The sequence below is a fragment of the Pseudomonas sp. 1176_21 genome, assembly GCF_052850635.1.
Genome location: NZ_VXCV01000001.1, coordinates 852,664 through 878,868 on the forward strand (window position 1 = coordinate 852,664; position 26,205 = coordinate 878,868).

30 protein-coding genes and 2 pseudogenes are annotated in these 26,205 nt (G+C 61.3%); 2 read left to right on the top strand and 30 right to left on the bottom strand.

The annotated features are described in order from the left end of the window. The first annotated feature begins 198 nt into the window (after positions 1-198). Positions 199-510: pseudogene (locus tag FW760_RS04015) on the top strand (integrase). 680 nt (positions 511-1,190) lie between these two features. Here FW760_RS04015 and FW760_RS04020 read toward each other — a convergent pair. The 4 genes from FW760_RS04020 to FW760_RS04035 form a co-directional block, all read right to left on the bottom strand. After that, positions 1,191-2,126, bottom strand: a complete 936-nt coding sequence (locus tag FW760_RS04020; protein ID WP_446443674.1) for a DUF2971 domain-containing protein — start codon at positions 2,124-2,126, stop codon at positions 1,191-1,193. Positions 2,127-2,407: 281 nt separating this feature from the next. Further along, positions 2,408-2,929, bottom strand: a complete 522-nt coding sequence (locus FW760_RS04025; protein WP_446443606.1) for a hypothetical protein — start codon at positions 2,927-2,929, stop codon at positions 2,408-2,410. 257 nt (positions 2,930-3,186) lie between these two features. Beyond that, a complete protein-coding gene (gene umuC, locus FW760_RS04030) occupies positions 3,187-4,461 on the bottom strand; it encodes a translesion error-prone DNA polymerase V subunit UmuC (RefSeq protein WP_446443607.1) in 1,275 nt (424 codons plus the stop codon). After that, a complete protein-coding gene (locus FW760_RS04035) occupies positions 4,454-4,879 on the bottom strand; it encodes a LexA family protein (protein WP_116054079.1) in 426 nt (141 codons plus the stop codon). The genes umuC and FW760_RS04035 overlap by 8 nt, the downstream gene beginning before the upstream one ends. Before the next feature lie 101 nt (positions 4,880-4,980). Between FW760_RS04035 and FW760_RS04040 the strand changes: the two are divergent. Next, a pseudogene (locus FW760_RS04040) lies at positions 4,981-5,662 on the top strand (SOS response-associated peptidase family protein). Between the two features lie 486 nt (positions 5,663-6,148). Here FW760_RS04040 and FW760_RS04045 read toward each other — a convergent pair. The 26 genes from FW760_RS04045 to FW760_RS04170 form a co-directional block, all read right to left on the bottom strand. Then, on the bottom strand, positions 6,149-6,943 hold the full coding sequence (locus FW760_RS04045; RefSeq protein ID WP_446443608.1) for a DNA adenine methylase: 795 nt from the start codon (positions 6,941-6,943) through the stop codon (positions 6,149-6,151). A 152-nt stretch (positions 6,944-7,095) separates the two neighbouring features. Next, positions 7,096-7,611 carry a lysis protein gene (locus FW760_RS04050; RefSeq protein ID WP_446443609.1) on the bottom strand — a complete coding sequence of 172 codons (516 nt, stop codon included), beginning with the start codon at positions 7,609-7,611 and terminating at the stop codon, positions 7,096-7,098. After that, positions 7,608-8,159, bottom strand: a complete 552-nt coding sequence (locus tag FW760_RS04055) for a glycoside hydrolase family 19 protein (RefSeq protein ID WP_446443610.1) — start codon at positions 8,157-8,159, stop codon at positions 7,608-7,610. Before FW760_RS04055 ends, FW760_RS04050 begins: the two co-directional genes overlap by 4 nt. A gap of 41 nt (positions 8,160-8,200) precedes the next feature. After that, positions 8,201-9,247 carry a phage late control D family protein gene (locus FW760_RS04060; protein ID WP_446443611.1) on the bottom strand — a complete coding sequence of 349 codons (1,047 nt, stop codon included), beginning with the start codon at positions 9,245-9,247 and terminating at the stop codon, positions 8,201-8,203. A 70-nt stretch (positions 9,248-9,317) separates the two neighbouring features. Then, entirely contained in the window at positions 9,318-9,524 is a 207-nt protein-coding gene (locus tag FW760_RS04065) for a tail protein X (RefSeq protein ID WP_387518362.1), read from the bottom strand. After that, on the bottom strand, positions 9,499-10,344 hold the full coding sequence (locus FW760_RS04070) for a phage tail protein (RefSeq protein ID WP_446443612.1): 846 nt from the start codon (positions 10,342-10,344) through the stop codon (positions 9,499-9,501). The genes FW760_RS04065 and FW760_RS04070 overlap by 26 nt, the downstream gene beginning before the upstream one ends. Positions 10,345-10,352: 8 nt before the next feature. Next, complete coding sequence (locus FW760_RS04075) at positions 10,353-12,824, bottom strand: phage tail tape measure protein (protein WP_446443613.1); 2,472 nt, start codon at positions 12,822-12,824, stop codon at positions 10,353-10,355. A 138-nt stretch (positions 12,825-12,962) separates the two neighbouring features. Then, positions 12,963-13,256, bottom strand: a complete 294-nt coding sequence (locus FW760_RS04080) for a phage tail assembly protein (protein WP_446443614.1) — start codon at positions 13,254-13,256, stop codon at positions 12,963-12,965. Between the two features lie 12 nt (positions 13,257-13,268). Then, positions 13,269-13,778 (bottom strand): phage major tail tube protein, encoded by a 510-nt coding sequence (locus FW760_RS04085; protein WP_353228440.1) that lies wholly within the window; start codon positions 13,776-13,778, stop codon positions 13,269-13,271. Positions 13,779-13,790: 12 nt separating this feature from the next. Beyond that, positions 13,791-14,957: a phage tail sheath subtilisin-like domain-containing protein gene (locus tag FW760_RS04090; RefSeq protein WP_446443615.1), complete on the bottom strand. Its 1,167-nt coding sequence runs from the start codon at positions 14,955-14,957 to the stop codon at positions 13,791-13,793. A gap of 85 nt (positions 14,958-15,042) precedes the next feature. After that, the gene (locus FW760_RS04095) at positions 15,043-15,483 is read right to left on the bottom strand and encodes a phage tail assembly chaperone (protein WP_446443616.1); all 441 of its coding nucleotides are present in this window, start codon (positions 15,481-15,483) and stop codon (positions 15,043-15,045) included. Between the two features lie 2 nt (positions 15,484-15,485). Next, the gene (locus FW760_RS04100) at positions 15,486-17,441 is read right to left on the bottom strand and encodes a phage tail-collar fiber domain-containing protein (RefSeq protein ID WP_446443617.1); all 1,956 of its coding nucleotides are present in this window, start codon (positions 17,439-17,441) and stop codon (positions 15,486-15,488) included. Continuing rightward, positions 17,441-18,043, bottom strand: coding sequence for a phage tail protein I (locus FW760_RS04105; protein WP_446443618.1), 603 nt, complete (start codon positions 18,041-18,043; stop codon positions 17,441-17,443). The genes FW760_RS04100 and FW760_RS04105 overlap by 1 nt, the downstream gene beginning before the upstream one ends. 1 nt (position 18,044) lies before the next feature. Continuing rightward, entirely contained in the window at positions 18,045-18,926 is an 882-nt protein-coding gene (locus tag FW760_RS04110; protein WP_446443619.1) for a baseplate assembly protein, read from the bottom strand. Then, a complete protein-coding gene (locus FW760_RS04115; RefSeq protein WP_387518347.1) occupies positions 18,923-19,249 on the bottom strand; it encodes a GPW/gp25 family protein in 327 nt (108 codons plus the stop codon). The genes FW760_RS04110 and FW760_RS04115 overlap by 4 nt, the downstream gene beginning before the upstream one ends. 4 nt (positions 19,250-19,253) lie before the next feature. Then, positions 19,254-19,454, bottom strand: a complete 201-nt coding sequence (locus FW760_RS04120; RefSeq protein WP_446443620.1) for a hypothetical protein — start codon at positions 19,452-19,454, stop codon at positions 19,254-19,256. A gap of 44 nt (positions 19,455-19,498) precedes the next feature. Further along, a complete protein-coding gene (locus tag FW760_RS04125; RefSeq protein WP_446443621.1) occupies positions 19,499-20,059 on the bottom strand; it encodes a phage baseplate assembly protein V in 561 nt (186 codons plus the stop codon). Beyond that, complete coding sequence (locus FW760_RS04130; RefSeq protein WP_446443622.1) at positions 20,056-20,568, bottom strand: hypothetical protein; 513 nt, start codon at positions 20,566-20,568, stop codon at positions 20,056-20,058. Before FW760_RS04130 ends, FW760_RS04125 begins: the two co-directional genes overlap by 4 nt. Further along, positions 20,565-21,224 (bottom strand): hypothetical protein, encoded by a 660-nt coding sequence (locus FW760_RS04135; protein ID WP_446443623.1) that lies wholly within the window; start codon positions 21,222-21,224, stop codon positions 20,565-20,567. Before FW760_RS04135 ends, FW760_RS04130 begins: the two co-directional genes overlap by 4 nt. After that, positions 21,224-21,535 (bottom strand): head-tail joining protein, encoded by a 312-nt coding sequence (locus FW760_RS04140; RefSeq protein WP_116054128.1) that lies wholly within the window; start codon positions 21,533-21,535, stop codon positions 21,224-21,226. Before FW760_RS04140 ends, FW760_RS04135 begins: the two co-directional genes overlap by 1 nt. A 2-nt stretch (positions 21,536-21,537) precedes the next feature. Beyond that, positions 21,538-21,744 (bottom strand): hypothetical protein, encoded by a 207-nt coding sequence (locus tag FW760_RS04145; protein ID WP_446443624.1) that lies wholly within the window; start codon positions 21,742-21,744, stop codon positions 21,538-21,540. Position 21,745: 1 nt separating this feature from the next. Further along, on the bottom strand, positions 21,746-22,774 hold the full coding sequence (locus tag FW760_RS04150) for a major capsid protein (RefSeq protein WP_446443625.1): 1,029 nt from the start codon (positions 22,772-22,774) through the stop codon (positions 21,746-21,748). A 12-nt stretch (positions 22,775-22,786) separates the two neighbouring features. Continuing rightward, positions 22,787-23,137 (bottom strand): head decoration protein, encoded by a 351-nt coding sequence (locus tag FW760_RS04155; RefSeq protein ID WP_446443626.1) that lies wholly within the window; start codon positions 23,135-23,137, stop codon positions 22,787-22,789. 12 nt (positions 23,138-23,149) lie between these two features. Beyond that, complete coding sequence (locus tag FW760_RS04160; RefSeq protein ID WP_446443627.1) at positions 23,150-24,370, bottom strand: S49 family peptidase; 1,221 nt, start codon at positions 24,368-24,370, stop codon at positions 23,150-23,152. 2 nt (positions 24,371-24,372) lie between these two features. Beyond that, entirely contained in the window at positions 24,373-25,983 is a 1,611-nt protein-coding gene (locus FW760_RS04165; protein WP_446443628.1) for a phage portal protein, read from the bottom strand. Positions 25,984-25,985: 2 nt separating this feature from the next. After that, complete coding sequence (locus FW760_RS04170; protein WP_116054145.1) at positions 25,986-26,201, bottom strand: hypothetical protein; 216 nt, start codon at positions 26,199-26,201, stop codon at positions 25,986-25,988. Between the last annotated feature and the right edge of the window lie 4 nt (positions 26,202-26,205).

Genomic DNA, 26,205 nt, shown 5'->3' on the forward strand with positions numbered 1-26,205 from the left:
TTATAACACATCAGTCCGCCGAAAGGCGCGGGCCTGGAGAGCTGTTGCCGTGGCAAACGAAGAGCTGGCCGGGCCGCTGCGGCGGCGCGCAAGCACGACCGCAGTAGCGGCCCGCAGACAAGCATGCGGGCAAAAAGGAAGAAACCCGGGGATGAGCACGCTGGGGAGCAACAGGCCGTGGTACCGGGTTTGCGCAAAATGGCATCGAAATCAGCCACTCCCACCAGTCCTTTTGTGTTCCAGCCGGGTAAAGGCGGGATGTAGATCAGGCAGGCAGGTGTTACAATCAGGCACTTCAAGCTCGCGCTCAAGGCGCTGGGCATCCGTGAACGTCGGCAGTACGACACGCGCCACACCTACGCAACCATGTGCCTAATGGCTGGGATGAACCCCGCGTTCATCGCGAACCAACTCGGCCACAGCGTCGAGATGTTGCTCTCTACCTACGCAAAATGGATCAGCTCCTCCTCGGATTGGAAGGAGCTGGAGAAGCTGCCGTCCCGTATCTGACGGGCCCAAAATCGGCCCCAAAAGGTCGGCGGCACCTAAACACACCTCTGGACACCCCGCAGGATAAGCACTTGATTTCTACCGCTAACATCACCATGCGCTAAGGCATGGGGGTTGGCGGGGGGTGCAGCGTAGTGTTTGCTGGGCCAAATCCCCCACTGTCTCTCTCAAAAACGCACCTCTTGGGCCGGAAACTGGTCCGTGAGCCTTACGAGTACCTAATGCCGGTTCGGCATACCAGCAAGGCCTCTCCCCTATGGCCACATCGCTCATGCGAGATGGGCATCGCTCTTCATCGCCATGGCAAATGATGGATTGGACATGGACTCCCTGAAACCCTGATAAATCAAGGCATACAGGCACGCACCCAGCAACGCTTACCACTTTTGTGCCCCTGCCGCCAATCTCCTAACTGGAAAATCCTTCAAAGACCTACCATCTTCGATTCAGGGACCGGCCAACGAAGTAGAGCTCAGCGAAGTATGACCGGGTAATTGTAAGGCCATTCCAGGCGGATCAGCCCTATGAGTTGCTGAAATCGGTTTCCAGGCTGCTCATGCTCCTTAAACCCCCGTGGCGTTCACCAAGCAGCACCAATCTCGTATCAATCGCCGCCTTTGTTTCAATCAAACAGTTGGCTACACGGCTGCGGCGGTTGAGCCCGATATAAGCACGTCGATTCAAATTACTGGCACAATTTTAAAGGCGCTTCTCGACATTTTCATCTTAGTCAACGGCACCCCAAGAAGATCGCAAGTACCTTGAAGCTTGATGAAATTTTCGTCGCTAATTCGAACGCCGGCATAAACCCTCACAGGTGTGGGAACTGAAATCGCACCTGACTTCAGCATAAGGTTATTCGAATAAACTAAGCGCCACTCGCGCTCGTATGACCAATCCTGGCTCTTGGTTATAGCCGGCAAAACAATAGACAATGGATTTCCTCTATGAATATCTTCAGCCGACATCAGATCGGCGTGATCGTGCAAGTATTCACTGTACTGCACCGGGTAAAGAAACTTTGTATTCAAAGCCTCAGAACCTAAAACCGTGAAATCATACTCGATGCAGAAACCAGTATGATCTCTTGCATAATGAGCCCACATCAATATGGATTCACTCGACTCACAGAACGAGCAAATCTTCACCAAGCCTTTCGTTTTTTCGGAAAATTCTTCTATAATTTTTTCTTCTCTGGATTCCAGTACCGCAGTCAAGGCGGCACAAAAATCCTCATCCACGTGCCCTTCCCTACACAGCAAAGAAAATAATTCAGCACGTGGATTAGACGACATCGACACCATGCCCAAAACGCGCGCCCGGTCGTCGGACTTGTATTTAAAAACCGTCAAAATCTCATGAAACGCTTCGAGCATTCTAGAGTCGAGCTTATTTATACTAACAGTCAGAGCGCAATCATAGGGATCATTAAAATTTTGCGGAGAATTCATCCAGATCGTATTAGACGCAAGATTATTTAGAGAAAAACCATCCCTATCGAATTCTCTATATTTAAACAAGCTAGACGGAATATGCTTGAATTTCAGCCCAAATCCCCGACTTATATCTTCGGGATTAATTGTCATCCCCAGCATAATTTCTTTGAATTCTGCCATCCAGTCCAAATCTCACTCCCCCAAAGCACAGGCAATTTTTACTCCTACTAATAGTATCTTAACAGCATCACTCGCACACCCACGACTTCGCCGAGCAGCCAGCAGTGGACGATAACGCTCTACCTTCAAGACCGAACTGCTTGACGCCTGACTGTCATGGCACCGACGCGCCTCGATAGCCGCCAGGATCAGTGGATCATGGGTATGACAATGTTCGTCAGATCTTTTTTCGTCATCTGACCTCCATTAATCGAAACGCATTGGTTATAGTGGCGTAGTCGCTACCCCTGACGTGTCGAGTACATTGGAAGCAGCTCGTCGTAAGCCGACTTATAATCCAGCTCAAGCATGAGGTGACCAGCCAAGAAGGTGTCGATATCTGAAATCTGCGGGCCGAATTTAAGAGTGCAAATCTCTACGGAATACCCAGCGGGGATAACGAAGTCTGGATAGAAAAACTCATGACCCAATAATTCACAACCAGGTACGCCTTCGAATGCCTTAACTACTAAAGGGGGACCCTCCCCCTGAACCAGCACACCGCCGCGGTAAACTCTTGCCCCGGTGACTATCGCTGGGCCAAGTCCATCATTGCGCACCTTAAACTTGTAAACACCTTCTTCGGTCCATGAGCTATGGCCGGCCAGATACGGGCGCACGCTTAACTTATTGTGTGTACGAGATAAGTGGGCCTGCCATATAGTAGCACCTAGCGCAACCAGCGATATAAAAATTGCTACCCACGGAGCTAGATCCAACCCAGTGTCAGATGAAAAGCAATAATAGGAAATGTCGTAGACCATGCCGCCCCCACAAACGATAACGATATAAAGGAGCGGTTATCCAGTCGGAAAAGGCTGGCGCTCTGCGGCAAAATTGTATCTCTACATACCCCGATTGTGCTGGAGTATTAAGCTAAAAAGGCGCCAAAGCCCAGTACACGGGCTTTGGCGCCTATTTCGAACAAGTGCAGATGATGACTGAGGGGGGCATTGGAAGGCATAGAATGGCATATGATTTGCCCCATTTTTGCCCCAGCGCAAATCACACCCAGGTCAGGCTAATTACAGTCAACTCGCCACAACTGATCGAGGCGAGTCGTAAAGCTCCGACTCATCATTTCTCGCCGCATGCCCCAGCTGGGGTCAGTTGGAACGCTAGCTGCACGCAATGTCCCCCTCCCCCATCGACTATTGATCTCATCCAACACTGTCATTACCCGGGTAGCCTCAGCCGGCTGGGCAGCGGCGAAGAGATCGTCGGTGTACTCCCCGCGCTGACAGAGCCCCATCAGCAGTACCTCGGCCTTGCTGTATTTGAATCCAGGCCGAAACACTCGATCGAGCGCAGCGCCTGCCGCCTTGGTCAGCAAGCGAACATCATCCGTTGGGTACGGTAGATCAATAATCACACCGTTGGCGTACTTGGCTTCGTCGGGATTGAACATGCCGGTGCGGATGCTGACGCGCACCTTCTTGCACACTGAACCCTGGGCGCGCAGCTTCTCGGAGGCACGCATCATGTAGGTGGCCACCGCTTCCTTGATCGGCGGCAGCTCCTGCAGGCGCTTGCCGAACATCCGGCTGCAGCAGATCTCCTGCTTCGGGGGATCTGGCTCATCCAGCTCCACGCAAGGCGTACCGGCCAGCTCACGCGCAGTCTTCTCGACCACCACACTGAACTTCTTGCGCAACATCCACGGGTCGGCCTTGGCCAGGTCCATCGCGGTCTTGATACCCATCCCTTCGAAATGAGCATTCATCCGCCGGCCGACGCCCCACACCTCGCTTACCGCCGTATTCCTGAGCACCCAGTCACGCTTGAACGGGTCGCAGATGTTGACCACGCCACCGGTCTGCACCTGCAGGCGCTTGGCCGTGTGGTTGGCCAGCTTGGCCAGGGTCTTGGTGCCGGCGATGCCAACGCCGACCGGAATGCCGGTGCAGCGCAACACCTGGGCGCGGATGCTCCGACCGAGCTGGTCCAGGTCAGCCATCCCCGTCAGATCGGCGAAGGCTTCGTCGATGCTGTACACCTCGACCGCCGGCACCATCGACTCGATCAGCGTCATGACCCGCTCGCTCATGTCGCCATACAGCGCGTAGTTTGACGAGAACGCCACGATGCCATGCTGCTTGAGTTTGTGCTTGATCTGGAAGTACGGCTCGCCCATCTTCACGAACGGCTTGGCATCGTAGCTGCGCGCAATGACGCAGCCATCGTTGTTGCTCAGCACGACGATGGGCACCTTGGCCAGGTCTGGGCGGAACACGCGCTCACACGATGCGTAGAACGAGTTGCAATCGACCAGGGCGAACACCGGCGCGTTAGACATGGCTGCGCACGCTGCCGATGATCACGCCCCAGATCGACAGCTCGTCCCCTTCCAGCACGTAACGCGGTGGGTATTTGGGGTTCTCGGACAGCAGGATCACGTCCTTGCCACGAATGCACAGGCGCTTGCATACCGGGTCATTGTTCAGCAGGGCCACGACGATGTGCCCGTGCACTGGCTCGAGCGAGCGATCGACTACAGCGAGGTCACCGTCGAAGATGCCGGCGCCCTGCATGCTCTCGCCAGTGATAGATACCAGGTAGACGTGGGGCGCCCGGATGTTGAGCACCTCGTCCAGGGAGATGTGCGCCTCGATGTGATCGGCCGCCGGCGACGGGAACCCGGCCGGCACGTGGAACAGGCAGAGGGGCAGCTTCAGGCCGCCTTCGGCGATTGGGCCTATGATTGAATAGCTCATGACGCACGACTTCCGAAAATACTGTACGAATATACAGTTAACGTTCTGCGAGCCTTGCGGTCAATTTCTCTGTAGGGGATTTCTGATAGGCGGGAGTCAAAATGTGCGGAAGATTGAGCCAGTACCACGGTATCCACGACTTCGTGGACGCCCTGAGCATGCCCTATCCGCTACTGATATAGCGTTGGCGACCAGCCGCTGGAACGCTACAACGTCGCTCCAACGACGCGCGTTGCAGTGCTGCGGCTGGAAAAGGAAAAGCTGCACGCGGATCTCGTGCGCTGGGGATGGCGACCGCACTGGGCCCAGGATCGAGCGGCACCGATCAATGCCAGGGTGGAGAAGGTTGCACACGGCCCGTTCTTTCGGGCGATATGGCCGCATAGAGCCATCGTGCCGATCGATAACTGGTTTGAATGGGTGGATGAAGGTGGGCCGAAAAAACAGCCGTACCTGATCAGGCGCCGCGACGGCCGGCCATGCCTGTGTGCCGGTATCGGTCAGTTCAGCAACGAACCCAGCGAGCATGACGGATTCGTCATCATCACTGCAGACAGCGCCGGCGGGATGGTCGACGTGCACGATCGACGCCCGATAGTGTGGTCACCTGAGCTGGCGAGAGAATGGCTGGCATCGTCTACCAGCACAGGACATGCCGAGCAAATGGCGCTCAACCTTGGCGAGGCCTCAGAGGTATTTGAATGGTTTCCGGTGGACACCGCCGTGGGCAACGTTCGGAACCAAGGCTCAAGCCTGATTACTCCGAAAGCGAGCATTGGGTAGATGCCAATGCACAAATCACGCAAGCGCGCCATTCCTAAATGCCGTCAACCTAGGGATATCAAAAGAATATCCATAAGGCCTGTATAAGATACCCAATCAACATTAGTTAGATATCTAAAGACAACCAGAAGTATCAGTTACTACCCGCAAACTTAACCACTACCAACCTAACCAATCTGCGTAACTCACACAAAATTGCTAAGTTACTGGTCTCGAAACTCAAGTAACCGAGAAACTACGTAACCCCGAAACCCTTGACAACGGCGGGCTGCGGCCTCGCGAGTGACCTCTCAGAAAAAACCTGAAGAGCATTGACAGTGCGCCACGCCTGCCTATTTAATCTCCGGGCAAACTTAAGAAAATCTCACCCGGCGAAAATCAAAACCGCCGGGCGGACAATCTCAGCCTGGAGAATTATATGATCGTAGAACTATCCCTCATCTTAGCTATCGAAATCGTAAGACTGATTCAGAGGCTGATTCGAAATTAAAACAAGCCACCAAGTTCAGCAGGCGTCCAGTTCATGATAACCAACTCACCCGTTACGTCGGCTTTGCCTTGCCGCTGATTAGCTGTGGTGTACCGTATATCCAGGGTTTCGAAGTGGAAGCCCTCGAAGACGCGTCGAATGTCCGGATGGTCGTTGATACTGACCATGACCCTGCCCTTGCAGCGCCGCATGAACGCGGCCATCTGCTCGTAGTTCTCGAAGGGGAAGTCGAGACCGTAGCCGGCGGTCTGCCAGTAAGGCGGGTCCATGTAGTGGAACGTGTGCGCTCGATCGTAGCGCTCTGCGCAGTCTTGCCAGGACAGGTTCTCGACATACGTGCCAGCGAGTCGTTGCCATGCTGCTGAAAGGTTCTCCTCGATGCGCAGCAGGTTGATGGCCGGGCCGGTCGTCGCGGTACCGAAGGTCTGCCCTGAGGCCTTGCCACCGAAGGCATGCTGCTGCAGGTAGAAGAACCGGGCGGCGCGCTGGATGTCCGTCAGCGTCTCAGGGCGGGTCATCTTCTGCCACTCGAAGATCTGCCGCGAGCTGAGCGCCCACTTGAACTGGCGAACGAACTCCTCAAGGTGGTTCTGCACCACCCGGTAGAGCGTGACCAGGTCGCCGTTCAGATCGTTGAGCACTTCGACCGGCGCGGGCTGTGGGCGCATGAAAAACAGCGCGGCGCCACCGGCGAAGACTTCGACGTAGCATTCGTGCGGGGGAAAGAGGGGGATCAAGCGGTCGGCCAGGCGGCGTTTGCCGCCCATCCAAGGGATGATGGGAGAGGTCATTATTAGCAAGTCTTTTGTGAATGGAGTTTCAGTGGTAGGCTCGCCGCGCTTTGTGCACAGAGCAGGAGCCTTGGCTTGACTTGCAGGTCTAGACTGCGGGTTGAGTGGGTCAGGCGGATGTTGACGCATCCGCCCGGCCCGCTCCTTTTACTTCAGCGTGCGATCTCACGCACGTAGGCCTGACAGGCCTTCAGGGCAATCAATCCTTGATCACCGTCCTGGGTGATGCTGACAATTCTTCGAGCATGCGCCGGGTCAAGTTCGGCTCTCTCGCTTCCAGCCACCACGCCTGCGGTGCCGGTGGTGGCTGACACCCCACAGTCACGACCCTGGGCGGGGTTGGCGAGTAAGACTGACAACCGCACATCAGCAGTAGCAAGGCGGTCGCGCAGGCGAGCCTGGGCTTGTTGTGCATCACGTAGTTCCCTGTAATGAGTTTCATCGATCGCCTGCAGGCGATCCTCCAATGCCCGGCGCTCGGTCTGCTCGAACTCAAGGCGCTCGATCGCCGCCGCTGCTGCAGCCTCACGGTCTGTTGCATGGGCCGTGGATTGATCCGCGAGCTGCTTGGCGTAGCTGTTCGCCTGCCAAAGCCAGGCCAGCCGACCACCCAGCGCAAGCCCGATCAGCAGCGCCAACGCCGCTAGACGCCACGCCAACGCTTTCACTGCAGCACCTCAAGAGCGCGGGCGTACAGCTTCTGGCGATCCTCCCAGCCGTTCAGCCCGCCATTGATCTTGCGGGTGATCTTTTCGAAGTTTCCCTGGTCGGCGAGCGTGTTCAGCCCAGCCCGATGCCAGAACCACGCTGCCGACATCGCGGCATACACCGGATGCTCGAGCAGCTCGGGTGTCACAAGCAATCGGCTGTCGCCGAACAAGGCTTCGCTGCAGTCGCGGTAGTTCGCCCGGCCGGTAACGTGGATAAGCCCCCTGCCTCGGTACTTCTGCCCGTCACCGTCTGCCTCGGGCGTGTTACCCAGCGCCTTGGCCAGCTTGCCGGTGTCGTACTTCGACAGGTAAGCATCACTGCCTAACTCGCGCACGTAGCGCAATTGGCCAGACTCGTGCCCGATCTGCGCGATGAAGGCCGCGATGCGCAGGCGCGCGATCACGGCGTACTTGCCCATGGCGGCGTTGAGGGGAGGAACAAAAACGCCGGCTTTCTGGCCGGCGTTGGGGAGGATCTGCAGCAGTTGCTGCACGGTAATGGACATGCAGGTTTTCTCCAGCAATGACCGCTCAGCGGCCGATGGGGTTACAGCTCCACCACTTTCACGGGCTTCGCCACTTTCTTCGTCGTCTTACCTTTGGCCTTGGCCTTGCCCTTCTTACCGCCGTTGCATTCGACGGATGTTGTCCAGCCGGCCTGGGTGAATGTCTGCTCGACCGACTCCACCAGGTACTCACCATCGAGCCCCGTCTTGAAGCCCTGGGCGTTGATCGTGATTTCGGCGATCAGGTCAGTGCGCCCGGCCATGTCAAGGCGAACGCCGGCGGTGCTGCGGTTGAACGCCGTCAAGCGTGCCTTGGCGGCCTGCTGGGCGGCCGTCTTGTTGGGATAGATATGTCGGTCGGTATGCACGGGCGGCAGCCCGGCTGGTGCGTCGTCGTTGCCCAGCTCGACCACCTGCAGTTTTCCGGTCTTCTTGTCCTGGTGCTTGGTCTGCACTGCCTTCTGCGTGCTCTTGTCGCCCAGGCGAAACTGAAAGCGGCTCACGTCAGCGCGACTAATCGTGACCACGCCCAGGGCCTTGCCGCTCGCGCTCTGGCCTGCCTGGCGCGGCAGCACCAGCAGCTTGCCGTCGCCCACCTTGGCCGTGCAGTCGTACTGTTTGGCCAGGCGCGTGATGAAGTTGAAATCGGATTCATTGAGCTGGTCGGCGCGCGGCACCTTAGTCGTGACCGGGCACACCGGCTGCCAGCCGTTGCGCGCGGCAATGTCGCGCACGATCTGCTGCAGCGGCACGTTCTCCCAACTGCCGCTGCGCGTGGTCTTGCCACTGCCGCGCATGTCGCTGGCCTTGCCGCGAATCTCGATAGAGTCGGGTGGCCCGGTGAACACCACTTCATCGACCGTGTACCGCCCAAGGCGGGCCAGCGCGTGGCCGGCATAGCCCATGTACACCTCGATATGCGCGCCGCGACTGGGCAGCGCCACAGCGCCGTCACGGTCATCGATACGCAGTTCGAATTCGTCCGACTCCATGCCCGGCTTGTCGGACGTACGCAAGGTGGTCAGTCGATCATTGATCAGCGCGGTGATGTCCTTGCCGTCCGCGACGATGCGAAACTTCGGCTGCATGTCTGCCCTCCAGAAAAGAAAAACCCCGCGCTCGGCGGGGTGTGGTTCGTTACGCGTAACGCGGCCGGGGTCAATCCCAAAGCTGCACTACGGCCTCGGCCGGCGCCGGCAGCTCGGGCAAACGGATCAGCACGCCGGCGCGGAACGGCTGGGGCTCTTCGGCCAGGCCCTGATTGGCGTCCAGTACGGCCTCGACGCTGCCGTTCAGGTGCCCGTAGTAGTGCTGGCACAGGGTGTCGAGCAGATCCCCGTCAGACGTTCTGCAGGTCGTTGCCATAGCTCACAAACTCCAGTGAAAAGCCTTGCTTGCGCGGGATGCCGCCGGCCAGCAAGTTGCTCTGGTCTTCATCAATGCTGGTCAGGCACCAGGTGCCCAGCACCTCGCCGTAGCCCGTGGTCAGGTTCAGCGGCTGCAACTGGCGGCCAATGCTGCGCAGCGCCTGCAACTGGCCAAGCCCGCCCCGGAACGTCGGAAAAATCGCGCCCTTGAGCGTGATCTTGTCGTCGCCCAGCCCCACCGCCTGCTGCGCAATGCTGCGCGTGAGACGTTCCTGGCCCGCCCAGCGAAAACCGGTCTGTCGACGTAGCTCGTCGAACGCGGCGGTGTCCAGGTTGAAGTAATACGGCTGAGCCTCCGGGCGCAGGGGATGGATGATCAGCAGGTGCGGGAACGGCTTCACCGCCTCGGGCTCTGGCGTCGCATCAGGTGCCAGGGCGCCCGTGGGCAGGATATTGCCCAGCGACGGGCTTACCTTGCCGGCCACGCGGTTGATTGCCGCGCTGGCCTTGCCCGCCTGCTCCTTGAGCGTGCCGAGGCGTTCCTGAACCTGGGCGGCGGCACTGACCGCCTGGCTGTACATCGCCGCCACCTGGCCAACCTTGGCCTGCGCCGCTGTGATGCCGCGCATCGTGCGCTGCAGTTTCGCGCCCAGGGCGGGCCCGACAAAGGGGATGCCCTCCAGCTCCGACGCGGCACCGCTGATATCGCTGATCGCGCCGTTGAGCGGCCCCAGCATATCGTCGGCGCTGCGCCGCCCAGCCTCTCCAGCGGCCACCAGCGACCGCATACCCGATTGCAGTTGATCCATGTAGGCCATAGGCCCTCCTAAACGTCTGGTGCGTCATAGAGCTGGCGGGCGGCAGCCTGCCGGCTCATTTCTTCGAAATGGCGGCGCATGTGCGGCTCCAGTTCGCGAGCAAGCTGGGCTGGATCTTTCACGTCCCCCTGCACGGTGATCGGAATGTGCGGCGCAAAGGTGAAAGACTGTTCGACCGGCGCCCGCGCGGGCTTGGGCGGCTCAGGCGGCTTGATAGCCGCTGCAGCAACCGGCGCTGCAACCGCCATCGAGCGCACCACCTGCCCCATCGGCGGGCCTCCAGCGCCCTCCGGTCCCGCGAGGATGCCGGTGGGTTTTACCCCGGCGCCCGGCTGGAACGCCTGCGCCTGCGTGGCCAGCGACGGCACAGACGGCCCAGGCATCGCTGTCGGCAGCAACGGTGATGGCTTGCCTGCGGCAGCAGGCTTTTCATCTTCTCCGAACAGCGAGAGCCCCAGGATGCCGCCGGCGGCGGTGCCGCCCATCGATCCGAGAATGCCGCCGATGATGCCGCCGACCGCCGTGCCGATACCCGGAACGATCGACCCCAGGGCAGCACCTGCTGCAGCGCCGGCCAGGGTGCCCGCCATGCCGCCGGCGGCCTCGCCGTAGCCCTCTGCTTTCTCATTGCGCGTTTCCGCGTTCTGATACGTGTCAGCTACTTTCATGCCGGCGTCGATCACCGCGAACGCTGCCGCCCCCTTCATCACGCCGCCAAGGCCGATACCACCACCCTTGCCGCGTGCCCCGGCCCGTTTACCCTTCCCGCCTTTTTTGCTATTGCTGCCGCCCTCTCCGCCACCTGCCGCATCGCCGCCGGCGGCCGGCGCGTTGGTAACGAACACCCGCTGCACCAGCTTCGGGTCGCCCATCATCGAGCCCTTGGCGATGTTGGCAACACCCCTGGCGATCTTGAACGCATTGAACACGGCCCGAGCGGCGATCAGCGCGGCGCCAATCCCGACGATCCCAGCGACCACACCTGGCACTTTTTGCGTCAGGTCGGCGACTGCATAAGTCACCGTCGCCAGCCCGTCAGCGACCCGGTCGGTGATCGGCCGAATGGCATCGCCGAGGCGAACCATCGCCGTTTCCATTGCGGCCGTGGCCGTGCCCCACTTCGCGTTCGACGTTTCCCGCGCTTTTACCGCGTCCTGCTCGATCTTGACCCGGCCGTCGGTCTCTTTGATCGACTTCATATCGTCTTTGATCGAGCTGCCGTACTTGATCTGCGCGAGCAAACCGGCGCTCGCGCTCTGATCGCTGACGATGCCGGCGAGACCTGCCGACTCCAGCAGCGCGGCCATTGCCTGAGCCTCATCGGCGCTGCCGTCGGCGCTTTCTTGAATGCGCTTCTTGAGCGCTTCGACTTCCTTGGCTTTCGAGGGATTCTGCCGCTTGAGCAGCACGTCACTCAGTTTGATGAACGCATCAACCGGGTTGTCGGCCTTGCCGCTTTTGACCGCGCCGGCGATAGAGCCAGCCAGGTCGATGCCTTCCTTGGCAAAGCGCTCCTGGCTCGTACCGCTGATCACAGCATTGAGCAGGTTGTTCATGTTCGTTGCCGCTGCTGCAGAGTCCTGCGTCTGCTTGTACTGCGACTGCAGACTGGCCCCGAGGAAGCGCACCGCCTCGGGGCCTTCCATGCCCAGCTTCTTGATCGTGCCCAGCAGGCTGGGCATGTAGCGCGCCATGTCCTTGGGGCCGAACGCACCAATGTCACCAGCAGCCGCGACCTGGCCCAGCATCGCGCCCATGTCTTCCTTCTTGACCCCGGCTTCCTTGAACGCACTGAACAGCGTGGCGATGGTGTCGGCTTCCATGCCCTGCCCGTCGACCAGGTCGGCGATCAGCGGCGCATAGTCCACCGATTCCTCCCAGTCGATCCCCTTTTCGATCAGCCCGCCAACCGCACCTGCCAAGGCCTGCTGACTCATGCCGACTTTGGCCGCCACGTCGGCGATCTTGTCCGCCATCTGCTGCTCGCCGTTCTCGCCAGCAACGTGGGCCCACAAGGCCATCTGCCGGATCTGCGCTTGGTAGTCTCCCGAGATTGTGGTGGGGATTGCGAGCGAGGCCGACAGCTTGAGGGCCGAGCCCACGCTGCTTTTCAGGCCCTCGGCGCCCTCGCCGATCTGCTGACGCCCCTTCATGCGCAAATCGACGCCCTGGGCGACACGCTCCAGGGCCTGATACTCAGCACGCAGCTTGTGCAACTGCACGCCCTGCTCTTTCAGGCTCTTGTAGTTGCCCTCCAGCTTTTGCAGCAGTTTGTCAGCACCGGCCGCACCGCTTTGATGCGCCTTGTTCCATTCTTCGCGTAGGCGGATGGTTTCGCCGATGCTGTTCTTGAGAACCTTGGCCTTGTTGCCCTTTTCCTCCAGTTGCTTGATGCGGTTTTCAACCGACTTGAACGACGAACCCACCGTGGAACTGACGGCGCCGCCGATCACCAGGCCCAAAGCAAATTTGCTGGCCATCTACCCCCCGTGCCGCAGCAATGGGCTCAATCCGTGAGCCACCAGACCATGTCGGCGAACGACATGGCCATGATTTCGGCGGCGGAGAAATTCAGCTCACTTGCGAGCCGCTTTGCCGCCATCTTCTGGACTGCAGGGTCAAAGCTCGTCGTCGCGCACCAGGCGAAAATAGCCGGCCTGCAGGCGGGTGTAGTCCTTGAGGGCCAGGCCCTCCAGGTCCTGTACGCCTACCTCGGCGAGGCTGGCGAACAGGTTCAGCTCGCGCTGCTCCTCGTCGCCGGCACCGGCCTGGGCGGCGCGAATGTCACGCACGGTCGGAGCACGCAGGGTCAGGCGGTCCACTTGCACGCTGTTTGCCTGGGCTGGAGCGGTCAGCGTTACGGTAACGCGGTCAGCTTGAAGGGCCATCCAGCTCGGGATTTTCTTGGTCATGCGGTGTACTCCTTAAAGGCCCAGGGCCGAACGTTGGGCGGCGAGCTGGTCGACGCCGTTGATAACGCGCTTCATGCCGAGCGGATCGATCTCGTAGATCAACCGGCCTTCGACTTCCAGCTTGTAGTAAGTGACGGCCACGTTGTGCTTGATCTCGGCCTTGTCGCCGGGCTTCCAGTCGCCCATGTCGACCTCTTTGAGCGCACCGCGCAGGGTCACGACGACCGGGACGATCTTGCCCTTGAGGCCCTTGAACGCGCCCCGGAACGTGCCGTTGAACGCGGTGCCATCGGCCAGGCCAAAGAACTTCAGCGACTCGCGGCGCACGCCGGTCGTGGTAAAGCCGGCCTCCTGCTTCTCCATACCCATATCCATCTCAATGGGCGCATCCATGCCTCCGGCGCGGTGCTCTTCCATCTTCAGGGTGAGCTTGGGCAGGGTCAGGCTGGGCACATCGCCCTGGAAGCTGACGCCATCGACGAACAGGTTCAGGTTGGCCAGGGTTTCGGGAATCATTGCCATGCTTGCAGCTCCTTAAACAGCGCCGTCGAGGACTTCGGTCAGCCACTGGTTGGTGACTTCTACGCGGAAGTTGGGGTTTTCGGCCGGGGGCACGTCGGTGAAACGGATGTTCCAGTACACCTTGCCCTGCTCCAGCTGGCTGGCCGTGTTCAGTTCGGTGTCGGCGAACACCTCGAAATTGATGATCGCGCCCTGATTCTTGAGGTCGCGCATGAACGCCTGCAGGCCCTCGGTCACGTCCTTGACGTAGGTCGCGGTGATTGAGCGGTCGACGGCCCACTTGTGGCCGTACAGGATGGCGTCCATCACGATATCCATCGTGCGCACGCGGGTGACGAACGCCCACTTCGGGTCACTGCTCAGGGTGCGGTTGCCCCACAGGCGGTAGCCGTCGTCACGAATGATGGTGGTGACGTTGGCGTTGTTGAGCAGGTTGGCCCGGCAGGTTTCGTCGCCGTCCAGAAACTCCACCGGCCGCGATGTACCGGTGATGCCGACGAACTCCTTGTTCGACGGCGAGGCCCAAAAGCCATACTCGTTGTCGGTCCAGGCGAACAGGCCGGCGACCCAGGCCGAGGCCGGGCTGTCGACCGTCGCGCTGGTGATCGTGTCCCACTGCTGCACGCCGGGGTCGACCAGGAATGCGCGCTTGGCGCCGTAGTTCTCGGCATAGGCCAGCGCGGCCTCGTCGGTGGTGTTCGGGCCGTCGATGATCGCGATGCCGCGCAGCTTGTCGGCCAGGGCCACCAGCGCGGTACCGACCGCCTGGGTCGCGCTGTGCTTGGGCGTGACCAGCAGCCGCGGCTGCGCGTTGAAGCGGCTTTTGCCGTCGAGCAGCGCCTGCAGGCCGGTCCGCTTGCCGTCGGCCAGTACGCCGCCGATGATCGCCGAGGTCTGCTCGGCCGCATCGGCCACCTTGGCCACGCCACAGGCCACGATGACGGCCTTAGCGCGCATGTAGATGGCCTGGCACGCCTTGGTGATCGCCGAGTCGGCACCGAACGCCGCGACCGCCTCACGCTCGCTGGTGATCATCACCAGGTCGTTGGCCTTGGCCGTGGCGGTCGGGCCTTCGGTGAAGGTGTCGACCAGCCCGATGATCGAGGACGACGGCAGCGCGATGGTGCGCGCACCGGTGTCGACGTTCGTTACGGTAACGCCGTGAAAGAAACCACTCATGGAAATACTCCAGAAACGAGAAGGCCCCGCAGTGCAGGGCCATGAAGGGTGAAACCAGAATGAAAAAGCCCCGCAGTGCGGGGCTCTACGGGGTCATGTCAGCCAGCCAGGCCGGGGGCTCAGGGCGATGCTCGATCGCGGGGAACAGCTCCGACTGGGGCCAGTCGCGCAGGGCCTGGCGGTACTGCAGCAGCTCGGCGAACTGCTCAGCCTGCAGCGTGGTGGTCAGCTGCATGTCTTGCTCATCGCGATGGCGATTCACCAGCCACTCGGTGCTATTGACCTGATCATCACGCCAGCCACGCTCATAGGCGAATAGCTCATCGGGGCTCAGTGATGATTGTGGCGGAGCGACCAGGATTGGCCGACCTTCGGCGTCATGGCTGCGAATCATCCCTTGCGCAGGGTTGGCGATCACGTCGTGATAGATCTGCTCACTGATCTGCACAGCGTCGTCCGGCATGGTGTCGTGAGTCTCAGGCATGTATGTGCAGCCGGTGGACTGCGAGTAAAAACGTGTGAGCATGATCAATCTCCCTCCGCAAACCACATAATCTCAAGCGCGCCCGTCGCCACCTTGAAAAACCCATTCCCGTCTACGGTGTGGCCGCCATACAAAAAACCTTGGGCAGCGAATCCGGTACGAGACGGCAGCCATAGACCGTGGTGCCGCTCACTTGTCGAAACTGGAGTGACATGGATTGTCCTAACGCTGTTCGGAAACTCCAGCGGAAAGGATACGGCTTGATCATCTTTCGTCAGGGTTACTCGCCCCCACTGCTTGATGCCACCGCCAAGCCATTTCGGTCTGACTTCGAATCCGTTTACTCCTGGGCTGATCAACACACCATTGGCAAGTTTCTTGGGCGTGACAATCACGTCATCCGCCACGCCAGCATCAACTTGCGCCTGGGTCGCGATTCTTGCCGTCCCCAGGCTGGCCTCAGTCGCCTGCCCCGCCAACGCAACCAGCGCCGCAATGTCGATGTTTCCCTGATTGATCGGCGCGTTCCAGGCCTTGATGCACCACATAACTGCGACGTTGCGCGGCCGTGTAGCACCCCATGCAATTTCACTGGTATCGGTAATTCCGGTTACGTTGGTGCCAGCTACTGAAACCGTCTGAGCCAACGTGTAGTCGGCGCGCTCGCCAGCGTCATACCCAAGGCCGCTGCGCGCATCAGTTGCTGTCGTAGCACCCGAACGGTCAGCAACCGAGCCAACGGCAGGACCAATGTCGAAGCTGTGCACAGAACCTTTTTGCCAGCTGCCCAACTCGCGACCGGCATCAATCCCACGTCCATGATCCCAGCCGCGCAGAAACTCGCCGCGCGACTCCGGCAAACGGAAGTAGCCCGCCGGCTCGGTGCCGTTGTTGAAGGCCCCACCGAGGAACGCGGCCAGGTCAGGGTAGGCCGCAATGCTCTTGGCGCTGCCGTCGACCTCCAGCCAGCCCGGTGGGATCTTGTTTACTGGCAACGCCGCCATGAACCCCACCGGCATTGCCGAAGCCTCAGCGATCATCGCTTCGATCTGCGTTTTGGTGTAGCTGTCGGTGATGCCATACCCGCCCAGCGTGGTCGGATTCGTCGCCGCGACCACGCGGCCGTAGGCATCCACCTTGACGCTGCGATAGGTACCAGCGGCTACACCGCTGCGCCCGAAGGCCATTTCGAAGGCCAGCGCCGTGACGCCCAGGGTGATGGGTGCATCCGTGATCAGTTGCCAGGCGCTGTCACCGTTGGCCGTGCCCCGCTCCACCAGGACCAACAGGCCTGGCGTGACCTTGGCGCTGGTATCCGCATCCGTGCAGCGCGTCCAGGCGCCGCTTGCAACCAGGTACAGGCCGTTATCCTTGGCCGAGGCCTGATTCTTCACCAGCACCCGCGCCCCGGCCGTCAGCGTAACGCCGTCCACCGTCTGCAGGCCGCTCAACGTGATAGCAGAGGTCGTCGCGGCCAGCACCGAGTGCTTGAAGTCCTGCCGCGCCAGTTCCTCGGTGACCCATTCCCGCGTGGCCAGCACCACGCTCGGATCGATCTTGAGCACCACGTTGCTAGAGCTGCTGACCACCAGGTTCATGCGTACCACCTGGGTACGGCCCGAACCTTGGTTGAGCAGCGGCTTGTAGGTCGGCGCACAGTTGGCCACCGCCACCAGGTCGCCGTCGGAATCATACAGCCCCACCTCGCGAATCCAACGCCCGCCAATCTCGGCCGGAATCACCTGCTCGGCCACGATGACCGCACTGTCTCGCTCGTCGACCTTGAGCTGGTTGAGCGGCGCCCGGCGCCACTCGTTCAGCAGGCTGGTCCAGCTCGCATCCGGCATCGGCAGCGGCGGATTGTCGAGCCCGCCCGGGTTGGCGTCACCGACCGCCATCTGCGTGATTTTCCACGGAATGCCCAGGGCATCCGCATTGGCCTGCTTCGCGGCCCCCACCTTGGTCAGGATCGCGTAGAACTGGGAAGTCTGATCAACCATTAGTAAATGTCCAGGTAGTCAATGGTGTGCTCGCGTCCACCACGCCCAATCGAGCCCGTGACCTCAATGTCACGCGGTGCAGGCGGGTAGATATCAAGCTCGTCGCCGTCATAGAGTGCAGCGCCGATGTACACGGCCCCGGCCGTTTCCAGGCTGATGGCCAGGCCTGTCATGTGCCGGCTGACTGGCCGGGCGTCGTCGATCAGCGCGCTCAGCTCGCGGTAGGTCTCTTCGCTGATTCCCTCGTCGGACACGCCGACCTTGAGCGCGAACGTACCGGGCACACCCTCGGGCACGGTCTGGAACCACTCGACCACCTCGATCAGGTAGCCGAACGGCTCGACCACTCGACGCAAGGCGCCGATAGTGCCCTTGCGGGCATGGATGTAGAACGCAGAGCGGATCACAGAGCGCTTCACCGCCTCGGACCACTTCTCATCCCAGCGGTCGACCGACCAGGCCCAGGCCAGCTGGTACAGCAGGTGGGCCGGGCAGGTATCGGGGTTGTAGAGCGTGCGCAGGGCAATCTGCAGATCTTCGACGGATGCAGCCTCAACAGCCCGCTCCAGCGGCGTGCTGTTGAGCGGCAGTAGGCTTTGCATGTCAGCCTCCCCGCGTCAGTTCGAAACCCGTGCACCAGGCCGCCTGGGCCTTCGTCGGGCGAATATCCGTCCAGCCCACAAGCTCTACCCGGCCCACGCCACTGATATGCAACTGGGCATCGACAGCCGAGCGCGAAACCTCCACGCCGAGGCGGCGCCGTGGGTTGACCCATGCCTGCAGGCGCCGCTGACACTCGGCCAGGGTCGCCTCGTTTTCCGGCCCGGTACCGGCCAGGTACAGCACTGCATCGATCCGGTACGGGATCACCTCGGCGCTGCGCACGTTCAGCCGATCCGCCACCGGTCGCACGTCGTCGTCATTCAGGTGCGCGGCCACCTCGGCCAGCAGCTCGGGGCTGGCCACCCCAGTGCCCTCCAGGCTCAGCACCGTCACATCCACCACCGCCGGGGCCGGACTTTCGGCCGTGGCGTCGGCCACCAGCCCCGAGGCGTTGCGCGCGTGCAGGATGTAGCTGTTGCGCGGGCCGGCCGTGGTCAGCCCTTCGTACACCAGCTGGACCCGCTCGCGCAGGGCGTCGTCCTCCTCGAGCACTTCGGCCACTGGCGGTACCGCCACCAGATCCTCGGGCTGCACCACCAGCCGCTTGAGCCGTACGTTGGCCGCAAGGTGGTCAAGGTCGGCCCCCTTGGCGAAGGCCAGCAGCAGGGCCTTGGCCGCGTCGTTCACCCGCGCCCGGTTGCCCAGCTTGCGATACGCGCCGACCTCCAGCAGCTTGGTCACCGGGTCGCTCTCCAGCAGCGCGTCCCAGTTGTCGCCCATGTGCAGCCTGAACGCCGCAAGGTCGTCTTGGAAAACAGCCTCGAAGTCGAGGTCTTCCAGCACCTTCGGCGCGGGCAGCACCGACAAATCCACGATACTCATGCCGTCACCTCCAGCAGTTGGCTGTCGCCCAGGTACTGCCCGGTCAGTTGCAGGGTGATCTGGCCGCCCAGCACCGCCACCACGCGCACGCGCTCAAGCTTCAAGCGTGGCTCCCAGCGGCTCAGCGCACGGGCCACCTCTGCCTGTACCGCGCTTTTCCAGCCGTCGTTGACCGGCAGATCGACAAAGCGGCGCAGCTTGCTGCCGTAGTCAGGGCGCATGCGCCGGCTGCCGAGCGGTGTAGTCAGAATGTCTTCTATGGACTGACGAAGGTGCTCGATGCCCGACAGTGCCAGCCCGGTGCGGCGATCCAGTCCGATCACGGGATTACTCCTGCTGCAGGTCCGGGTGGCCCATCAGGTACTCCAGGGCAACCGTGTCATCGGCGCCGATCACCACACGGGCCTGCGCCACAGGCAGGTCCCGCCCGTCCGGCAGGATCAACGTGCGCGAGGTAAAGCGGGTATCGCGAAACGCCACAGACGCGCCGGGCGGCACCTCCTGGGCGGGTTTCTTTGCTACGGCCATAGTTTTCTCCAGGCTCAAAAAAGCCCGCGCGGGGCGGGCTGGTGTCAGTGCTTGTGATTGGCGCTGTTGCCACCGGTGTCGATGATCTTGCCGCCGCCGTTGATATCGCCCGTTACGCGTAACGCGCCTTTGATCTGCACGGCGCCGGTCAAGGTGATGGCGGTAGCCTTCGCCTCAATCGCGTTACCCGTAACGACCGCCGAGCTGCTGCCGACTTTCACAGTCACGGTGCCGGCGGGCAGATCGATCGTGTAGCTCTTGGCCTGCCAGTCGTAGACCAGCGAACCGCCGTCGTCGAAACGCCACACTTCGACGTGATCGCGGTTATCCGGTTGTGCTCCGGCATTTCCGTACAGCCCCGGTACGAACGTGCCCTGCGCCGGCTCGCCACTGGGGCTGATCAGCGCGCCCTGCTCGCCCAGGCTCGGCGCCCGCCAGTGCCGCGCCTTGCCCGCCGCCTGGCTGTGCCAGCGCACCCAGGCGCTGGTCCAACCGGCACCGTCTGACACACGCACCATTGCAGCCGCCAGGTCGACCCCGACAACGCTGCAGGGCATGACCAGGCAGGCAAGCATGCGGTCATGCTGTGCGCTTGCGTAGCTCATTGCAGTTCCTCCGGCTCGACGCTTTCGGCATCTGGCCCAACCCGGAACACCAGCGTGCCCGGCGGCTGGTTGGGCCATGGCCATTCCTGCTTGCCCAACCAAATAGGCTGGTTCCACTCCACGACCCAGACCGCGTAACCGTCCAGCTCCGGGCGCGTCCAGTCCTGAGCACACCGCACAAACTCAGCCTGTCCAACTTCAAGCCCCCAGGTCTGCGTGCGCAGCAGCACCGCAATCTGCGCTGCTGCAAAGGCTGCCTGTTGCTGGCACTGATCACGCTCCGAACCGACAATGACACGGGCCTCCAAACGCGCTACCAACGCAGTCTCACCGGTACCCTGGTCAAGCCCAGGCTCCAGCTCTGCCAGCTCAATCACCACCGCCGGCACATCGATTCGCTCACGCAGGTCCGGCATGGTGCCAACATAGTTGAGCCCGGATACGGCATCAGCGATGTGCTGTTCGATCGCGGCGTACAGTAGATCAAGGGTGAAATTTTCTTCAGTCACGACCTGCTCCCCTTCAAATACTTCTGCAGTTCAAAGTTGAGCTCCTGTTGCAAGATCTCCAGCAAACGCTCACCCGCCCGAGCAACCCACTCCTCGAACAGCGGCCTCACGTCTTCAAGTGAAACCTTGGCTTTGACCAGGGGGAACCGATTGTCGTTTTCCGACACCCACCCGCTGCTGAGCCCGCCAGCGCCCGACACATCACTGTCCGGATAGTCAGACGCCCTGAAGTGCTTGCTGCCGGTACGGATCCAGATATCCGCTTTGCTGCCATACACTTTCTTGAAGAAAGCGCCCTGATAGCGCCGACCAGCCACGGATACACCAGCCTGTCCCTGACGAGGTCGACCGATGCGGCTTGAGTCCAATGGGTTGATGCCAAACCAGAGTTTGCCCTGGCCGGTGCTGTCGATCGGGAAGGCGCGCAACCGTTGCCGTACAGCGGACAGCGCGATTCGTTCCTGCCGCCCAACCGCCCGCGAGATGTGGGTGACCAACCAGCGGAGGGTCTTGTTAATGGCTCGCCGTTGAGCCGCCGCCGCAGCCTTTGGGACAACGGCGGCGAACTCAGTGAAGGCTTTCAAGTCCGCGCTTGAGGGCTGCAAGGTGATCATGCCGCCGTCGGCAGCCTGCTTAGCGTAGTTACCAACGCTCATCAGACACCCCTCAGGATCAAAGCAATCCAGCCTGTGCCATCTGGCTTGAGTTCGACGATCGTGTATGTCCCCCCACCATCCTGCTGAGGCAAATCCATAACTACCGTCTGACGCTGCTCGACTCCGGCCGCATCCTCAACCCGAATAGTGAACTCGGGCTCTCGCAGGCCGGTGTTGAGTCGCCCCAGCTTGGGCTCCAGCCAGGGGACCGCAAAGAACCCCATAACGGGCCGGCCCTCGATCAAGCCCTCATCACCCAGGTCGTCCAGTACCTGGGCGTCCATGTCGCTCACCAGTTCGCGAAAGCTCATGGCTATTCATCCTCTTCGGACTCTGCATTCGAGGCGCCCGCGAGCAGCAGCCGTGCGATCGGATCGCTCAGCAGCGCGATCTTGCCCTCGGCTACCAGTTCCTCGGCTTGCTCTTTGCTGGCCGGGCTGTACAGCTCGCCTTTGACGGTGACCTTGCGCCCGTCCTGAATGCAGCCGTCGATGACGATGTATTCGACTTTCCTGGCCATGTCACACCACCTTGGCGTAGATGAAGGCGTCAGGCTCCAGCAAGCCAGCCAACACTGCGCTTTGCAGCTTCAACCAGCGTGCGCTTGGCTCCGGAGTGACCCAGCTCTTGGGAAATCGGACCGCTTCCACAAGGCCGCTCTCAATCGCATCAAGGTCTTGAATAGCGCCGTACAGCATCGCATTGCGGGTCGCGGTTGCACCGAGGATCAAACCGCCACTAGGGATCATGGGTTGTTCATCCTCGTCATCGTCCAGATACCACTCGTCGTACCCGTAGAGATCGACGCCTGGGTCATTGAGGTAACCGAGGTACGTCACGCCATCCGGCAGGGTCTCGGGCTTGATCAAACCCATGTCGACACGGCGGGTATTGAGCTGCTTCATCACCATGCTGCTGGATTGGAATGCATCCAGCGCCTCACCACTCAGTGCAGCAACGTTGGCTGTACGCCCGGAGTCCTTGGCGATCTTGCGCTTCCACGTCCGCAGGTTGCCGATCGGGTCAGCGCCTTCACTGTTCCATTTGCCAGTGCCCAACGTGATTTTGTGATCGTCCTCCATGAGGAAGTCGATGGTATCGTCTACGCCATCCCCCACTACCCGCACCTGGCCGGTCGTCAGCGCCTGGGCGCACATCCACTCTTCACGGCGCAGGATCTCATCATCAAGGTCGCGCAAATCCTTGCCCAGCAGGTTGCCGGCGCGTTCCAGCGGTGTACGTGGGGAATAAGGGCTATCGCCTGCAGAACGCTTGAGCACCAGTTCGGCAGTGGTCTCGCGCTTTGGTTGGATGTACGGCGGCGTGTAGGTGTCGGTACGGAAGCCGTCACGCAACGACACGCTGCCAGGCAGCCGAGGGTGGACGAACGGCGCCATCTTGCGCTTGCCCTTGACGATGTCGATATCCACCGACTTGGTTGCGAAGGTCACCGGGTTGCCGCCGTTGAAGAAAGTGTTCAGCAGAAAGCGTCGTGCCGAGGGCATCTGCTCAACGGCCTCGAGCATGGTGCGGGTGTCGAAAAGATCCATCAGAAGCTCCGTTTAACGAATGAACAAACAGAAGGGGCGCAGCGCGGCTTTCGCTTTCGCCAGCGTCAGGCCTTCGCCCAGGGTCAATTGGCTTGCCAGCACTTCGCCGGTTAGCCGGATGGCGGCAGGCGCCGCCCCGTTTTTGGTATCCACCGGCTGATCCAGAATGGCTGCAGGGGTCTGCGAACCATCAGAAGCTGCCGCCACGCAAAGCTGGTACTCGCCTGACTCCGCGATCTGCCCCAGCACAGCACCCGCGATAAGGGTCTGGCCGGCAGCAATGACCACCACGTCAAGAGCGACAGGAAAGCTGCCTGCCGAGAGTTGATCGGGGGCATAGGTGGTGCGTACAGGATTGGTCATGTCTGTCCCCGGTTAGCGGCGCGAAGCGCCCGTGACGATGGCATTGACTGCGACGGTGCGCTCAGCTTGCTCGCCCTGCTCTCCCGGGGCGGAAGTCGATACGCCTTTCGCATCCGCCTTGATGCCGTGGAGCGAAATGCCGCGATCCTGCGAGGCCTTCACCAACTGCAAGGCGGTCGCCTCCACCGACGTGCCGGCATCGATTGCCGCTGCAATTTCAGATTCGAAACCTTTGCTCGCCAAGGCGTTGATGGCCGTGATACGGGCGCGCTCGGCCGTTGCGGCCTCAGTACGCACCGCCGCCAAGTCGGGTTGGCTGGCCTGCGCGATCTCAATGGTGGCCGGGTCCGCGCCAGCAGCCAGTGCCTCACGCAACTGCGCCGTGCTATTAACGGTGGTCATGGAGTATTTCCTCGGTTGGTTGATGGCCGGTGTGGCCAGTTCGGTAATCAGGCTTTCAAGCGAGCCCAGCCGGTGGGCAAGGCCAGAGGCGACCGCGTCGGCGCCGACACGCAAGCCACCAAAGTCACCCATTGCAGGGACCTGTTCAGCGTCCACGCCCAGGTTGCGGGCGACCTTGGCGACAAACACCTCGCCCATCGCATCGATCGTTTCGCCGACCTTGGCCCGGCCTTCCTCGGTGCCCAGGTCTGGGCGTTTGTTGGGGGCATTGCGACTGACGATCTGGTAGCGCTTGCGCCCGCTCGCGGCCTCACCTTCAACGACGGCCTCTACGACGACACCGATGCTGCCCAGCACCGCTGTTTCATCCACCACGATCTCGGCGGCCGCAGAGGCCAGCCAGTACACGGCGCTCGCACCTGTACCACCCACATAGGCGACGATGCGTTTGCGCGAACGGCCTGCGTAAATCTGGTCCGCCAGTTCGTTGATGCCGGCGGCGACGCCACCAGGGCTGTCGATATTGAGGATGATGGATTTGACCTTGGGGTCGTCCAGGGCGGTCTGCAGGTCCGTGGCCAGCACCTGGGTACTGGTTGCACCGCTGATCTCGTTGAAGATGTTGGCGTAGCGAAACACCGGCCCCACCACCGGGATGATGGCAACGCCATCGCGTACTGCAACAGTGCGGGTGTTCTCCAGCCGAATGCCGGTCTTGCTTTCCAGCGCCCCTGGGTCGCCCATTCGATCCGCAATGGTCAGCAGGTTATCCAGGGCATCAGGCAGCATCAGCCAAGGCTGCGAGGCAGCCAGCTCGAATGCACGGGGCATGGTTATTCCTCGTTGGGTTTGAGATCGTTCGGCTCGACGTCCGGAACACGCCCTTTGGGCAAGGTGTGCAAGCCATCAGCACGCCGCTGCACCACCTCGCGAACGCGCTGGCGGTACACCTGCTGCCAGGGCTCGCCGGTCATGGCAGCAGTTTCGAGGGTTTCGTTGCTGACGCCGATCTCGATACGCTTGCCGGCCGCGTTGGCCTCTTTCAGCTCATCGATGGCGCCACGAGCTGGTCCGATCCAGAGTGCTTGGCAGTACGCCTTGCGCTTGGCCGGGTCCGCGTACCCCGGCAGATTGATCAGCCCCCGGGCAACGGCCTCATCGATCAGCAGTTCGCGGCTGGGTTGGCAGAAGTCACACGCCAGCCACCAGCGCCGCAGGCTGTAAAAGCGCCACGCCTGTAGCATCGCAGCACGTGCAGCGCTGTAGCTGCTGCTGTAGTGCAGCAACAGTTCCTCCATTGGCTGCTCCAGCGCCGCCCCGATCTCTTTCACCACAGCGGTGAAGAATGGGTCGAACTGAGCATTCGGCCGAGCTGGGTTGGCAATCACGGGCTCCTCGCCCTGGCCAAGGTCGACGATTGCACCCTCGCCCAGCGCCAGCTCGCCATCGGCCGTGGTGTCACCCCCTGGGCCTTCGTTGGCAAGCGCCGTCAGCGGCAGGTTGGAGGTTTGGAAGTCACTACCCTTCTTGATGAACACGGTGAACATCGCTGAGATCACCGCCGCCATCAGCTCAGCACTGCTGTAGCGCTCAAGCTTCTGCAGCGGCTCAAGCACCGGCGCCAGGTACGGCGCCCCGCGCTTTTGACCTGGGCGCTCCTTGTCAGCCATCACGTGCATCACCCGGCGGCGGCCGGTCGCCTCGCCGAACACTTCCAAGCGTTCCCAGTGATGGGTCTGGCCTGCCGTGAACTCGTTCGGGTAACCCGTACAGACGTGGTACGCCACGGGCGCGCCCAAACCATCGAACTCAACACCCTCCACCATGTTCGCGCCGTCCAACTGGCCACCGGGGTTGCACACCCGGTCCGATTCGATCAACTGCAACCGGGTGCTGAACACACACCCAGGGCGCTCGTCGTCAGGGCTGGCCACGAACACATCGCCACAAACCATCGAGGAGATCAGTACCAGGGCCTGCATCTGGTAGTGGTTCAGCGTGGCCTCGGCGTCACACTCTCGTGGGTCATCGGCGTACAGCGACCACAGCCGATCCAACTGGCCATTGAGTTCTTCGGCCTGTGACTCGTCCAGGTTCAAGGCGGCATGATCAATCTGCGCACGGCAGACCAGGCCAGTGCCAACGACGTTGGTTCGCAAGCGGGTAATCGCCGCACGGGCGATCAGATGATTGCGCATGGCGTCCCGCGAGCGGGCCACCAGCATGCGGCGTTCGTTCTGGTTGAGGTCACGGCGCGGGCTGCCCAGGCCAGGAATCCAGCTGACCATGCTGCGTAGAACGCGTGATGCACCCCGCCAGCGGGTTTCGGTACCGCCACCACCACCCTGCGCCACAATCGGCATAGAGCCTGTGGTGGCCTTGGCCAGCTTGAGCGCTTCGCGCATCAGCAACTCGGCAGGGCTCTTTCGTGAAAAGAAACCCATGATCAAATCGCCACGTAGGAAACGCGACTGCGGCCACGCCCCATGGCAGCGGCCTGCTCGCGGGCTACCTCATTGGCATACTGCTGTTCGAGCATCCGCAGGCTTGCCAGCTCTGCCCGTTGCATTTCCCGGTCAGCACGCTTGAGCCGCTGGCCCTTTTTCAGGACGTCGGAGATCGCCGCCCGAACTTCCGCCAGGCGCTGTTGTGCATCGGTCATGATG